Raw genomic sequence first — 13,350 nt, forward strand, 5'->3', positions numbered from 1 at the left:
TTCAGCGATAAACCGCCAGCCCCAGCGCGCAACACACGCACACGAGCAGACACGCACGAAACAACGACGGATGCCACACGACGCGATACAACCCCGTCAGCGCGATCACGCGATCGATGATCCAGCTCGCCATGCCGCCCAGCACGAACAGCAGCAGAATGGCCGGCACATAGGCCTCGAAGATCGAAATATCACGCGGCATGGGGCGCTCCTTGCGGTTGATCGTCGGCGATGGCGGCGAACGGCGATTCGGGATCGATCAGCGCCGTGCGAATGAAATGCAGATGACTCACGATGCGTTGCACACGCGCCGCATCGAGCGTTTGCATGTCCACGATGGCGCGCTCGACCGCAACCAGCGCCGCGTCGAAACGCTTCGCGTCCGGGCGATCGAACAGCCGCGCGACGGCATCAAGCGTCAAATCGACCGAATGGCGCACCGACTTCTCCAGCGCTTCGATCTCGACGCGCAAATCGATCGTCGCATTGCCGAATTCGAGCACGGCAAACAACCATTGCAGCGCCTCGCGTTGCAACTCGGGCTTGTCGGCGACGAGCGCGTTGATCTGCGAAAGCAAATCGCGCGTGCGGCTTTCCATGTGCGTCTTGACGCGCGCAAGACGTCCGCGCCGCGCCTGCACCACTTCGCGCCGCAAGTCCGCCAGCAGCAGGCGACGCAGCCACGGCGCATCGGTCGGCAGCAGCACGGCGAAGGCGATGGCGACGACGACCATCGACCCGACGAGCGCGATGGCATCGTTCATGTAGCCGGTCGGATCGTAGTGAACGAGGTTGTCCGGGCCCGCGAGAAACGAGAAGAAAATCAGATAGCCGACGCCTATGCCCGCCACCGCGCGCCGTGTGCTGAGGAACGCGCCGAGCATCATCGCGGGCGTGAGGGCGGCGGCCATCAGCACGAATCCTTCGATATGCGGAAACACGCCGAACACGACGAGCATGCCGGCGAAGGCGGCGAGCAAGGTGCCGCAGGCCATCTGCATGGCCATGAGCGTCGGGCGCGGTGAGGACGAAGCCAGCGCGCACACGGCGGCGGCGTTGAGCACCAGCGTGCCGCCGCTCGGCCACGCGCTGTAGATCCAGAACGCGGACAGCACGAACATGACGATCGCGCCGCGCACGCCGGCCACGCCAGTCGCGATCGGATTGGTCTTCGGCACATAGCGCGCGACCCAGTGTTCGCGCTCGTGCGACGGCGCCGCGAGCGAGGCATAGGTGTCGGCGTAGGCCAGCATGTCATCGACGAAACGAAAGAGCAGTTCGGATGCCGTATCGAATTCGAGCGGGTCGAATGCGGAATTGGCTTTGAGCAAAAGGGCACGTTGTTCATGCACGCGACGCGGCAACTCAGCCTTGTAGTCACGCAAACGCGCGGCGGCGTGCGCAGCTTCGGCGGCATTGCGCACCGGCTCGCCATCGTTGAGCAGCAGCGGCGGCACTTCATGAAAGAACGGTTCCAGCGCGGCGATGGTCGCCGTCGAAGCATTCGCGCGCAGCCGGTTCATCAACTGATGCAGCGCGTGAAAGCGCGTCGACGCGCTCATGAATTCGCTGTTGAGCCGCGCGAGCCGCCCGCCGCGCATGCGGGCTTCAGGCGTCTCGAACACGGCGACACTGCGCGCGGCCTCGAAGCCGACGATATCCGCCACGAAGCGCAGATTCGTCTTCTCGATTTGCGCGCGTTCGAGCGTGCCCGACAGCGTGCGGCACACGTAATCGACGAAATCGCTGAAACGGCGGCGCACCGTGGTGCGAATCTGCTCGCCCGCGTGCTGCGGAAACACGAGCGCGCTGACGAACCCCGCACACACGATGCCGAGCGACACTTCGCCCACGCGTGTGAGCGCCGAGATATACGCCGCTTCGGGATGCTGCGCCGCCGGAATCCCGATCAGCGCCGCCGTGTAGCCCGCCAGCACGAAGCCATACGAACGGAAGTTGCGATTGCGCGCCGCGCCCGCCGTGCAAATGCCGACCCACAGCGCCGTCGCGCTCAAAAACAGCACCGGCTCCTGCGCGAACAGCGCGATGAACACGAGCATCACCACCAATCCAACCACCGTGCCGCAAAACCGGTAGAAGCTCTTGGCGAGCACCATGCCGCTTTGCGGCTGCATCACGATGAAGACGGTGGTCATCGCGGTGCGCGGCTGCTGCATGTCGAGCCGCATGGCGATCCACAGCGCGAGCAGCACGGCGATCACCGCCTTGAAGATGTAGACCCACGCGAGGCCATCGGTGCGCGCCCAGTCGGCGAGGGCTTCTGCGGGTTTGTCGAAGATGGAAGCGGTTGTCGACATCACTGCACCTGCTCGTGCGTGTCGTTCAGACGGCTGAACGGCCCGATATGCTTCGATGGCGCAAGCGTCGCGTCCTGCGGTCCATTCGCCGGTTCGTCGATGCCGCCGCCCAGCGCCGCCGTCAACGTCGCGTACGACGCGAGCCGTTGAGCCCGCACGCGCGCTTCGCCATCCTGCGCGCGCAGCAGTTGCGCCTGCGCGACCAGCACGTTCAGATAATCGGTGAGACCGCGCCGGTAGCCTTCGTTGGCGAGGTCGTAGCTTTTACGCGCGGCGGCGACCGAACGGGCGGAAGCATCCATTTGCGTATCGAGCGAATGCACGCGCACGACCTGATCGGAGATGTCCTTCAACGCGCCGACCAACGTCGCGTTGTAGTGATCGACGGCTTCATCGTATTGAGCGGATGCCGCGCCCAGTTCCGCGCGCAGGCGTCCGCCTTCGAAGATCGGCAGCGAAATCGCCGGACCGAAGGAATAGCCGGATGCCTTGCTCGTCAGAAAACTCAGCAGCGCGCCGCCCGCGAAAGCCTGCGTGAGCGAAGCCGCCAGATTGATGTTCGGATAGAACCCCGCCTTCGCCACGTCGATGCCACGCGCCTGCGCCGCCACCATCCAGCGCGCGGCAACGATATCCGGCCGATGCCCGACCAGTTCGGCCGGCAGCGCGGACGGCAAGGGCAGCGGCGTCGCGAGCGAAAGCGCCGGACGCGTGAGGGATTCGCCCGCGCCGGGACCATCGCCCGCGAGTGCGGCCAACTGATTGCGTGCGAGCGCGATTTCTTCCTTCTGAATATCGATCTGACGTTCGTACTCGGGCAAGGGCGCTTCGGCCTGACTCAGTTCGAGTTGCGTGCCGAGCCCGCCGCCCAGGCGCCGACGCGCCAGATCCGCGATATGCCGTTGCTGATCGTAGGTCTGCTGCGCGATATCGAGCAGCGCGTACGACTGCGACAAGCCGATATACGCCCGCACGATGTTCGTTTCCAGATCGACTTGCGCGGCGCGGGCATCGGCGGCGCGCATGTGGGCCACATCCAAAGCGCGTTCGGTCGAATGCGCATCGCGGCCAAAGAGATCGAGGTTGTAGGAGAGCGAAAGGGCGGCGGTGTTGTCCCACGTCGTGGTATCGGCGTAGGGGCCGGGACCGTAGAAATCGTTGTTCGGCCAGTTGTGGCGCGTCATGGCCATGTCGGCGTCGACGTGCGGCAATAGCGCCGAATGCGCGACGCGCGCATCTTCGTTCGCTTCGCGCACGCGGGCTGCGGCCATCGCGAGCGTCGGATTGTCTTTCGTGGCGCGCGCGATCCAGGCATCCAGTTGCGGGTCGCGGTAAGCGCGCCACCAGTCTTCGTCGGGCCACGCGGCGTCGGCGTTCGCGGCGCGGATGGCGCTGCCTGCATCGAGCGTGGACGCGTCTTTCATCGAATCCTGCGGCGCGATCTTGCCGGTGCTCGCGCAACCGGCGATTGTCAACATTGCCGCAAGAAACGCCGTGACGAAAACCCTTCTGGACCCAGTGCTCGACACCATTCACCCCCAAAACCGAATTAGATTTTATGAATGGATTATATTTTTGCGGGTATTGTCGAATAACCGGTAAGAGTGCAAAGCATTCTTACGGAGATTGTGATAATGGTCCTTACGATGCGTGTAACAATCGCGTCATCGAACTAATGTCCCCCAAGCCATCATGGATACGCTCCAAAACATGCGCGTCTTCATGCGCGTCGTCGAGGCGGGCAGCTTCACGGCGGCGGCGCATCATCTGAATACGACGACGGCGTACGCCTCGCGCGCGGTGTCGGACCTCGAAGCGCATTTGCGGGCGCGCTTGCTGAACCGCACGACGCGACGCATCGCGCTGACGGAAGCGGGCGAGCGTTATCTGCAGCGCTGCGAGCAGATTCTGGCTTATGTCGATCAGGCCGAAGCCGAAGCGGGTGATGCCCACGCGCGTCCCGCTGGCAAGCTCAAGGTGCATTCGATGACGAGCTTCGGCCAGCATTACGTCGTACCGATGATTTCGCGCTATCAGCAGCGGCATCCTTCGGTGCAGGTGGATTTGACGCTGGCGCAGCGCGTGCCCGATTTGCTCGACGAGGGTTATGACGTGTCGATCGTGCTCGCGTCCGATCTGCCGGATTCGGGGCTGGTGTCCGCGCGGCTTGGCGTGATTTACAGCATCGCGTGCGCATCGCCGGCGTATATCGAACAGCATGGCGCGCCGCACGTTTTGTCCGATCTCGTGCGCCACACCTGCCTACAATTGATGACGCCGGTCGGTCCGCCCGACCGCTGGATTTTCAATGGCCCCAACGGCGAGGAAACCGCGAGCCTCGGGCAATCCATTTTCACCGTGAATGTCGCCGACGCGATGGTTGCCGCCATCCGCGAGAACATGGGAATTGGCGTGCTGCCGACATCGTCCGCGCTCCCCGCGCTGCGCGATGGCTCGCTCGTACGCGTGCTGCCGCAACACACGATGCAGGAGCTCAACGTCTACGCGCTGTATCCATCGCGCCAATATCTGGACGCCAAAATACGTACGTGGATTGAATTTCTACGTGAGACGATGCCGCAAACCCTCGCCGCCGATGCCGAATCCCTCAAAGAGTTCGTGGCGAGCTAAAAGCGTCGAAGCGAGCAGGCGTGAATGTGGTCCGCCGCACGCTGGATGACACTCGTAACGAAAAAAGGTGCGGCGCAACACTTGCTTACTTCCAAATCGGTCTTAGCTTGTTAGTGTCTGGATACGTTCAATCGCAGCATTACCGGGATTTCTCATGGGCACGCCTCTTTTACCCGCTCTCGCCGCACTTCTGGTCTTGATCACCATTCCGGCATCGCGCGACTTGTTCAGAACCTTGCGTGAGCGCAACGAGCGCAATGCAAAAACGCGCCTCGTGCCGATTCGTATCGACGAGCGCCGTCCGCGCGATTAAGCGCTGGTTGGGTTCTCAAAGCGACGTTTCCAGCGGCTCGATGAGCCGTGGCTCGTCGTTCGTCGCGCGATTCACATCCGTGGATACGCGATGCCAGACGAAATGCGAAGCCGGCACGCCGTCGCTCGATGCGAGGCGCGCGAGGTCTTCCATCGACGTTTCCGGATCGAGCCAACGCCGCGCGGCCGCAGGTGAAAACACGAGCGGGCGGCGGTCGTGGACATCGACCAGCCCTTCATCCGCCTTCGATGTCACGATGACGAAGCCCGCGCCGGGAATCGCCGCGTCTTCCTCGCGCATGATGCTGGTGAGGGCGGCGAGGAACATCGGCTCGCCATCGGCGCGCTGAATGTAGTAGGGCTGCTTGAAGGGCTTCCCGCCCGGGTCACCGGGACGCGGTTCGATGCGCCATTCGAACCAGCCGTCCGCGGGCACGAGAATGCGCGCTTTTTTCCAGAGATTCCGAAAATACGCACTCGTCGATGCGGTCTCGACGCGCGCGTTGATGGTCTGCGGCAGCTTCTTCTGAATGGCCCACGGCGGGCAATATCCCCAATGCACCGCGCGGATGGTCTCATCCGGATAAACCGCCAGCGGATGCGTGCCGGGCGAGAGGTTATAGCCAGGGCGCCGGTCGGCGGCATCCACCAGCACGAATGGATTCTTCAGATGCACACGCTGCGCGTAATGGATCGGCAGTCGGTACTGGCTGATTCGGCCGCACATGGGCATTCCTCCGCAAAGTTCGCCGTGCTTCAGAACTTCAGATTTCAACTACCTTATCCCACGCGAAGTCCGGATTTTCCCACTGGTTAGTGCGCTTGTCGAAGTAGCCGCGCGGGTTGCACACCACGCGCGCGCCGTTCGAAACGTAATCGAACGAGGTATGCGTGTGCCCATGAATCCACAACGCAACCGGCTCGCGCGCCAACTCCGGCAAATCATTGACGAATCCCGCCGATGCCAAATCCTGCGCGTAACGCGGCGCAAGACTCTCCCGCAGCGGCGCATGATGCGTGACGACAATCGTCTTGCCCGCAAACGGCTTCGCGAGTTCGCTTTCCAGCCACGCGCGCGATTGAATGTGCAACGCGAGTGAATCGTCGGGCATGAAAGCGCGCGGTTCACCATCTGGCTCGGGCCATGAAAGCTGAATCAGCCCGCGATAATCGAGCATGACTTTCATGCACGCCTGCTTCGCGGTATCGAGTTGCGCCGCATTCCCGCCGAACAGCGCAAAGTCCGTCCACAGCGTGGTGCCAAGCACGCGCCATTGGCCGCGCCGGTCCACCAGCGCGCTGTTGTTCAGGAAATGCACGTTGCCCACGCTGCGCGCGGCGTCGTGCATGGCGGCTTCCATCGCGCCGAATTCGGCATCGTAATACTCGTGATTGCCGGGCACGTAGACGATCGGCACATCGGAATCGAAATTCTCCGCCGCCCAGCGCGCGCCTTCCGCGTGGTTGTGGATATCGCCCGCCAGCACGACGAGATCGGCTTCTGCATACGGAATGGCGAGCGGTTCGTCGCACTCCAGATGAAGGTCGGACAGCACACGGATTTTCATGTGGACTCCCTGAAGCGCACCAGCTTGCCGGGATTCATCAAATTGTCGGGATCGAGCGCGGCCTTGATGGTCTGCATGAGGCGCACTTCGACAGGCGATTTGTAGCGCATGGCTTCGTCGATCTTCAGTTGTCCGAGACCATGTTCCGCGCTGATGCTGCCACGATGCGCATGCACTTGCTCATAGACAAGCGTGTTGATCCGCTTCTGGTGTTCACGCAGGAATTCCTTCGCGTCGATACCTTCGGGCGCCTGCACGTTGTAGTGCAAGTTGCCATCGCCGAGATGCCCGAAGGTGACCATGCGCACGCCCGGCACCGCGCGCGCGATGATCGCATCGGTTTCGTCGATGAAGCGTCCGATGCTCGAAATCGGCACCGCAATGTCATGTTTGATGTTCAACCCTTCCTCCGCCTGCGCCAGCGGGATATGCTCGCGCAGATTCCAGAACGCCTGCGATTGCGCGAGGCTTTCGGCGACCACCGCATCTTCCACCACGCCGCGTTCGATCGCCTGTTCCATCAGCCGTTCGAAGAGCGTGCGGGCGTGTTCTTCGCTCTCGCTGTCGGAGAGTTCGAGCAGCACGGTCTGACCATGCGGCTCGCCGAAGGGATAGCGCAGTTGCGGGAAGTGCCGGTTGACGAGCCGCAGGCAGAAATCGGACATCAGTTCGAAGCCGGTCAGAAGCGGGCCGGCGTGATGCTGCGTCATCGCGAGAAAATCGAGCGCGGCATGCGGCGAAGCAAGCGCCGCAAGCGCGGTCACTTTCGCCACGGGCGCGGGATGCAGCTTCATCACGGCAGCGGTGATGATGCCAAGCGTCCCCTCCGCGCCGATGAACAGATCGCGCAGATCGTAGCCGGTATTGTCCTTGCGCAGTCCACGCAGGCCGTCCCAGATTTCACCTTGCGGCGTGACCACTTCGAGGCCGAGACACAGTTCGCGCGTATTGCCGTAACGCAAGACGCCCGTGCCGCCCGCATTGGTCGAGAGATTACCGCCGATCGTGCAGCTTCCTTCGGCGGCGAGGCTCAAGGGAAACAGACGCGCTTGCGCTTCGGCGCGCGCCTGAATCTCGGCGAGCACGACACCTGCTTCAACGGTGATCGTGTTGTTGTGTGGATCGATTTCGCGGATGCGATTGAGCCGTTTCAAGCCGATGACCGCTTGCATGCCGCTCGCATCCGGCGTCGCGCCGCCCGCGAGCCCGGTATTGCCACCCTGCGGCACGATGGCGATGCGGTGCTCACGCGCCAGCCGCACGATGCCCGCCACTTGCTGCGTATCGGCAGGCAAAAGCACCGCGCACGCCTGACCGCGATAGCGTCCGCGCCAGTCGACGAGATACGGTTCGGTGTCGTGTGCTTCGATGAGAACGTGCGTCACGCCGAGCAGTTCGATGCAGGCGTCGACGAAGGCTTGAGATGCAGTCATGAGCGTTCAGGCGATGAAGAGATATCGGGCACAGTCGGAAGTATCGCGCAGGAAGGCGTTATGCGAACCTCGTCCGAATGGCATAGGCGCGCGCGGAATGGGCGGGATCGTGATACAAAGCTTTGGCAATGGCGCGAACGAAGCGCCGGAAAAGCGAACGCTTCAGCTTTTTTTCGCACGGGCTGCGCGCTTGAACGGCGCGACATAACCTAGCGCGCAAACGAAGAACACAAGCGCAAGAAGCGTTTCGAGCCAGGCAAGACGAGCGGACAAACCCGCATCCGTCATGCCGCGCACGATACCTTCCGCGAAGTAAAGCAGCACCAGCATGGACGCCCATTGCAGCGTATAGAGACTGCGGCGCGCGACGCCGGGCAGCGCGCAGGCGAGCGGCAGCGCCTTCAACGCCAGCGCCCACGCACCGGGACGCAGCGGCGCGAGCCAAAGCTCCCAAAGCAGCGTCAGCGCGATCAGCGCAACGAGGCTGACAAACGCGCCGTGCGCCAGCAAGGAATTGCGCTGAACGGTCATGCAGCTTGCGCGCCGCGCACGAGATCGAGCGCGGTCCGTGCGAGCCGCGCGCCCTGCGCGATGGCGAGCGCCTTTTCATCCGCGCTGATGCCGTGGCGCGTCGCGTCGCCAGTGCGTGCGTGATGGGACGCGCCGTACGGCGTGCCGCCGCTTTGCGTGCTGGTCAGCAGCGATTCGGTGTACGGAATGCCGAGGATCAGCATGCCGTGATGGAGCAGCGGAAGCATCATCGAAAGGAGGGTGCTTTCCTGTCCGCCGTGCAGGCTGCCGGTCGAGGTGAACACGCACGCGGGCTTGCCCACGAGCGCGCCGGACAGCCATTGCGGCGTGGTGCCGTCGAGAAAGTATTTGAGCGATGCCGCCATGTTCCCGAAGCGCGTGGGCGAGCCGAGCGCGAGGCCCACGCATTCTTCGAGGTCACGCAGCTCGCAGTAGGGCGGGCCGTCGGCGGGAATATCGGGCTGAGTGGCTTCGCAAACGGTGGACACGGGCGGCACGGTGCGCACGCGCGCCTGCATGCCGGCCACGCTGTCGATGCCCTGAGCAATCGCCAGTGCGAGTTCGCGGGTCGCGCCGTGGCGGCTGTAGTAAAGCACGAGGATGTCGTTCATAGGCTCTTTGAGTGAACGGCTATTATAGGTTTCGAGCCGATTTTCCGGCGCGGCGCGAACGTTGCGCGAAGGGGAAACGGCCAGGAAGGAGAATCGTTTTGCAGCACATTTCCATCGATCTCGCGGCCATCAGGCGGCTTGCCGGTTTCGTCGGACAGCGTTTCGGCGAGGACCGCGTGGCGCAGGTGGCGGGCAGTCTCACCTTCACGAGCGTGCTGTCCATCGTGCCGCTCGCGACCGTCGCGTTCGCGCTGTTCACGGCGTTTCCGATCTTCGGCTCGTTTCAGTCGTCGTTGCAGGACTTTCTCGCGGCGCACCTCATGCCGCCGCAGATCAACGACCAGATTTTCAAATACCTCAACGAGTTTGCATCAAAGGCGAAGGGCTTGACGACGGTCGGCCTAATCATCCTGTTCGTCACGGCGGTGATGACCATGATCACCGTCGAGTCCGCGTTCAACGTGATCTGGCGCGTGCGCAAGGCGCGTCCGCTCGCGCAGCGCGTGCTCGTCTACTGGGCGATCATCACGCTCGGGCCGACTTTGTTCGGCTTCAGTCTCTCGATCTCGTCGTATGTCTTCGCGCATTCGGTCGCGTTCGCGGGTTCGCACAACCTGTTGCCGCCGGTCGTCGAATGGTTGCTGACCGGCGTGTCGTTGCCCATTACCGTGTTCGGCTTTTCGATCATTTACGTCTACATGCCGAATTGCAAGGTCGAATGGCGCGATGCCGTGATCGGCGGTTTCATCGCGGCGGTCGCGTTCGAACTCGGCAAGCGCGGTTTCGGTTATTACGTGCGGCGCATCCCTACGTACACAGCGGTCTACGGCGCGTTCGCGGCGCTGCCGGTGTTCCTCCTGTGGGTCTATCTCTGCTGGATGATCGCGCTCGTCGGTGCGATGGTCACCTCCGCGCTGCCGGCCATCCGCATCGGGCAATTTCATCGGCGTGCGTTCGCGGGCAGCGACTTGCTCGACGCGCTCGAAATCCTCGCGCGTCTGGTGGAATCGCGCGAACTCGGCCGCCCAGGCTATACCGCGCTCGAACTCTCGAAGATGGCGCGCTGCGATCTGGAAACGTCCACGCGGCTGATTGCGCGGCTCGATGCGCTCGGCTGGATCGGCCGTCTGGAAGATTCGCGCATGCCGCGCTATGTGCTGATCGCCAATCCGAATCAGATCACGATGACGATGCTGTTCGACCAGTTCGTGCTCGACCGCGACGAACTCGACTATCAGTTGGGGCTGGATATCGCGCAGGTCGATCGTGTGGCGCTGCTGAGCGCGATCGAGAACGAAAAGCTGGATATCACGCTGGGTTCGCTCATTGCCGCGCGCACCTCGGCGCTGACGAATGCGCGCATGCGGGACACGCCGAATCCTGCCATGCCGCAACAAACGGCGTGACGCGCATCAAAGCGAAATCTTGCCGATGCAGATGTCCTTGAACATCACCCAGTCGCCCATCAGGCTATAAAGCGGATGACGAAACGTGGCCGGCCGGTTCTTCTCGAAGAAGAAATGGCCGACCCACGCGAAGCCGTAGCCGCACACGATGGCGGCGGGCAGCCACAGCCAGTCGCCGGTGGCGAGCGCCATCGCGAGGCAACCGATCACGCCGAGCGAGCCCACGAAATGCAATCTGCGCGATGTCACATTGCGATGCTCGCCCAGATAGAAAGGGTAGAACTCGGCGAAGTTCGCGAAATGTTCCCCTTGTGTCGTGTGGGCCATGAATGCCTCCGGTGAGTCTTTGCTACGAGCAAGATTCATTCTGCGACGCGTGTTGAACGCTGGCAAGCGCGAACGAAAAGAGCGCATCCAGCACGGCGTCGGGTTGTTCGGACATCAAAGCGTGGCCACTGTCCACTTCCACGCGATGCAACGGCGCTTCGCGCTTGCCGAACACATCGGCGAGTGCGCGGGCGGCGCGCGGCGGTGTCATCGCGTCGCGCTTGCCGGCGAGCATGAGGACGGGGCATCGCACGGAAGCGGCGCGTTCGAGTGCATCCGCGTAGGCGTTGCAGGCGGTGAAATCGGTATGGAACAACTGCGCTTCGCCGAGCGCGCCGACGCGTTCCATCAAACGCTGATTCATGCCGTGCAGCCAGAAACCCAGCGCGGGCGCGGACGGCTTCGCGGCAATCGTCGAATGCGACCACTGATTCACCATGCCGATGGCTTCCGGTTCGTGCTCGCGGGCGGCATCGAGCAGCGTGTCGGAGACGGTCATCGGCGCGGCGGTGGCGACGAGCGCGAGGCCGAGCGCGCGTGTGGGATGACGCGCGGCGGCATCGAGCGCGATCAAAGAACCCATGCTGTGGCCGATGAAGATCGCCTTCGACACGCGCGCCGCATCGAGCACCTTCATGGTCCAGTCGGCGAGCGCGCCGATGGTCGCGCGCGCGGGACCGGCGCTGCGTCCGTGCGCCGGAAGATCCAGCGCCAGCACGCCGAAACCGTGATGAGCAAAGTAGCGCGTCTGCAAGGCCCACACGCTATGGTCGTGCTGCGCGCCGTGAATGAACACCACGGTCGGACGCGCAGGATCGAATGGCTTGCCGCCGGTATAGGCGTAGGCCGCCTGGCCATCGACATCGAAAATCATGCGCGGCTCCCGGGCGCCGCCTGCGCGCTTTCACCGGCTTTCTGCGCGGCTTTCAATCCGCGTTTCAGATCGTCGATGAGATCGTCCGCGTCTTCCAGCCCGATCGACAGCCGAATGCGTCCCGGACCGATGCCCGCCGCTTCGAGCGCGGCGGCATCCATGCGAAAGTGAGTCGTCGAGGCGGGATGGATCACGAGCGAGCGCGCGTCGCCGACATTGGCGAGATGCGAGAACAGCGTGAGCGTTTCGATGAAGCGCCGCGCCGCCGGCACGCCGCCGCGCACATCGAAGCTGAAAACCGCGCCCGCGCCACGCGGCAGCAAACGCGCGGCGAGCGCGTGATCGCGATGCGTCGGCAGTTCGGGATAAGCCACGCCTTCGACCGCGGGCGACGTGAGCAGAAAGTCGATCACCTTCCGCGTATTCGCGACATGCCGATCCATGCGCAAAGGCAATGTTTCGATGCCCTGAAGCAACTGCCACGCAGCCTGCGGATGCAGACACGCGCCGAAATCGCGCAGTCCTTCGCGTCGCGCGCGCAACAGAAACGGCGCGACGGTGCTTTCCTCGGCGAACACCATGCCGTGAAAGCCATCGTAAGGCTCGGTGAATTCGGGGAAGCGGCCGCTCGCGGTGAAGTCGAAGGTGCCCCCATCCACCAGCACGCCGCCGATGGTCGTGCCGTGACCGCCGAGGAACTTGGTGGCGGAGTGATACACGAGGTCCGCGCCGTGCTCGAAAGGCCGCAGCAAATACGGCGTGGTGAAGGTGGAATCGACGAGCAAAGGCACGCCATGCCCGTGCGCGATTTCCGCCACGCCCGCGATATCGAGCACGTCGAGCCCCGGATTGCCAAGCGTCTCGCCAAAGAACAGCCGCGTGTTCGGCCGCGCCGCCGCGCGCCAGGCATCGAGATCATGCGGCGGCACGAAGGTCGTTTCGATGCCGAAGCGCCGCAACGTGTAGTGCAGCAGATTATGCGAACCGCCATACAGCGCGCTCGATGCCACGATGTGCGAACCTGCGCCCATCAACGTGGCAATCGCCAGATGCAGCGCGGCCTGACCGCTGGCCGTGCCAATCGCCCCGACGCCGCCTTCGAGCGCCGCGACGCGTTCCTCGAACACCGCCACGGTCGGATTGGAGATGCGCGAATACACATGCCCCGAGCGCTCCATGTTGAAGAGCGCGGCGGCGTGATCCGTATCGCGGAACGTGAACGATGTCGTCTGATAAATCGGTGTGGCGCGCGCGCCGGTGACGGGGTCGGGCGCGGCGCCCGCATGCAGCGCGAGCGTGTCGAAACGGTTGGCGGGCATCGTGGTCGGCCTGTGCGCAA

General features: G+C 63.5%; 14 protein-coding genes. 3 read left to right on the forward strand and 11 right to left on the reverse strand.

The window, feature by feature from the left end:
- Position 1: 1 nt before the first annotated feature.
- From ACZCWR_RS09390 to ACZCWR_RS09400, 3 genes are read right to left on the reverse strand one after another with little or no spacing between them, the layout of a single operon-like run.
- Positions 2–202 (reverse strand): DUF1656 domain-containing protein, encoded by a 201-nt coding sequence (locus ACZCWR_RS09390; protein WP_487300500.1) that lies wholly within the window; start codon positions 200–202, stop codon positions 2–4.
- The gene (locus tag ACZCWR_RS09395; protein ID WP_487300501.1) at positions 192–2,318 is read right to left on the reverse strand and encodes an FUSC family protein; all 2,127 of its coding nucleotides are present in this window, start codon (positions 2,316–2,318) and stop codon (positions 192–194) included. Before ACZCWR_RS09395 ends, ACZCWR_RS09390 begins: the two co-directional genes overlap by 11 nt.
- Positions 2,318–3,796 carry an efflux transporter outer membrane subunit gene (locus tag ACZCWR_RS09400; RefSeq protein ID WP_487300502.1) on the reverse strand — a complete coding sequence of 493 codons (1,479 nt, stop codon included), beginning with the start codon at positions 3,794–3,796 and terminating at the stop codon, positions 2,318–2,320. Before ACZCWR_RS09400 ends, ACZCWR_RS09395 begins: the two co-directional genes overlap by 1 nt.
- A 214-nt stretch (positions 3,797–4,010) precedes the next feature.
- Here ACZCWR_RS09400 and ACZCWR_RS09405 point away from each other — a divergent pair, with 214 nt between their 5' ends.
- Positions 4,011–4,949: a LysR family transcriptional regulator gene (locus tag ACZCWR_RS09405; RefSeq protein WP_487300503.1), complete on the forward strand. Its 939-nt coding sequence runs from the start codon at positions 4,011–4,013 to the stop codon at positions 4,947–4,949.
- Between the two features lie 154 nt (positions 4,950–5,103).
- Positions 5,104–5,262: a hypothetical protein gene (locus tag ACZCWR_RS09410; protein WP_487300504.1), complete on the forward strand. Its 159-nt coding sequence runs from the start codon at positions 5,104–5,106 to the stop codon at positions 5,260–5,262.
- Between the two features lie 15 nt (positions 5,263–5,277).
- On the opposite strand, the gene ACZCWR_RS09415 is transcribed toward ACZCWR_RS09410, so the two are convergent.
- From ACZCWR_RS09415 to wrbA, 5 genes are all read right to left on the reverse strand, one after another.
- Positions 5,278–5,988: an SOS response-associated peptidase gene (locus tag ACZCWR_RS09415; protein WP_487300505.1), complete on the reverse strand. Its 711-nt coding sequence runs from the start codon at positions 5,986–5,988 to the stop codon at positions 5,278–5,280.
- 37 nt (positions 5,989–6,025) lie between these two features.
- Entirely contained in the window at positions 6,026–6,829 is an 804-nt protein-coding gene (locus ACZCWR_RS09420; RefSeq protein WP_487300506.1) for a metallophosphoesterase, read from the reverse strand.
- Complete coding sequence (locus tag ACZCWR_RS09425) at positions 6,826–8,262, reverse strand: FAD-binding oxidoreductase (protein ID WP_487300507.1); 1,437 nt, start codon at positions 8,260–8,262, stop codon at positions 6,826–6,828. Before ACZCWR_RS09425 ends, ACZCWR_RS09420 begins: the two co-directional genes overlap by 4 nt.
- Before the next feature lie 162 nt (positions 8,263–8,424).
- Positions 8,425–8,793 carry a DUF2069 domain-containing protein gene (locus ACZCWR_RS09430; protein ID WP_487300508.1) on the reverse strand — a complete coding sequence of 123 codons (369 nt, stop codon included), beginning with the start codon at positions 8,791–8,793 and terminating at the stop codon, positions 8,425–8,427.
- Entirely contained in the window at positions 8,790–9,404 is a 615-nt protein-coding gene (gene wrbA / locus ACZCWR_RS09435) for an NAD(P)H:quinone oxidoreductase (protein ID WP_487300509.1), read from the reverse strand. Before wrbA ends, ACZCWR_RS09430 begins: the two co-directional genes overlap by 4 nt.
- 98 nt (positions 9,405–9,502) lie before the next feature.
- Here wrbA and ACZCWR_RS09440 point away from each other — a divergent pair, with 98 nt between their 5' ends.
- Positions 9,503–10,810, forward strand: coding sequence for a YihY family inner membrane protein (locus ACZCWR_RS09440; protein ID WP_487300510.1), 1,308 nt, complete (start codon positions 9,503–9,505; stop codon positions 10,808–10,810).
- Positions 10,811–10,816: 6 nt separating this feature from the next.
- On the opposite strand, the gene ACZCWR_RS09445 is transcribed toward ACZCWR_RS09440, so the two are convergent.
- The 3 genes from ACZCWR_RS09445 to ACZCWR_RS09455 are packed head-to-tail and all read right to left on the reverse strand — an operon-like array spanning position 10,817 to position 13,330.
- Complete coding sequence (locus tag ACZCWR_RS09445; protein ID WP_487300511.1) at positions 10,817–11,137, reverse strand: Mpo1-like protein; 321 nt, start codon at positions 11,135–11,137, stop codon at positions 10,817–10,819.
- A gap of 22 nt (positions 11,138–11,159) precedes the next feature.
- The gene (locus ACZCWR_RS09450; protein WP_487300512.1) at positions 11,160–12,011 is read right to left on the reverse strand and encodes an alpha/beta fold hydrolase; all 852 of its coding nucleotides are present in this window, start codon (positions 12,009–12,011) and stop codon (positions 11,160–11,162) included.
- Positions 12,008–13,330, reverse strand: coding sequence for an O-acetylhomoserine aminocarboxypropyltransferase (locus tag ACZCWR_RS09455; RefSeq protein WP_487300513.1), 1,323 nt, complete (start codon positions 13,328–13,330; stop codon positions 12,008–12,010). The genes ACZCWR_RS09450 and ACZCWR_RS09455 overlap by 4 nt, the downstream gene beginning before the upstream one ends.
- Between the last annotated feature and the right edge of the window lie 20 nt (positions 13,331–13,350).

Source organism: Caballeronia sp. A2-2, from assembly GCF_057612605.2.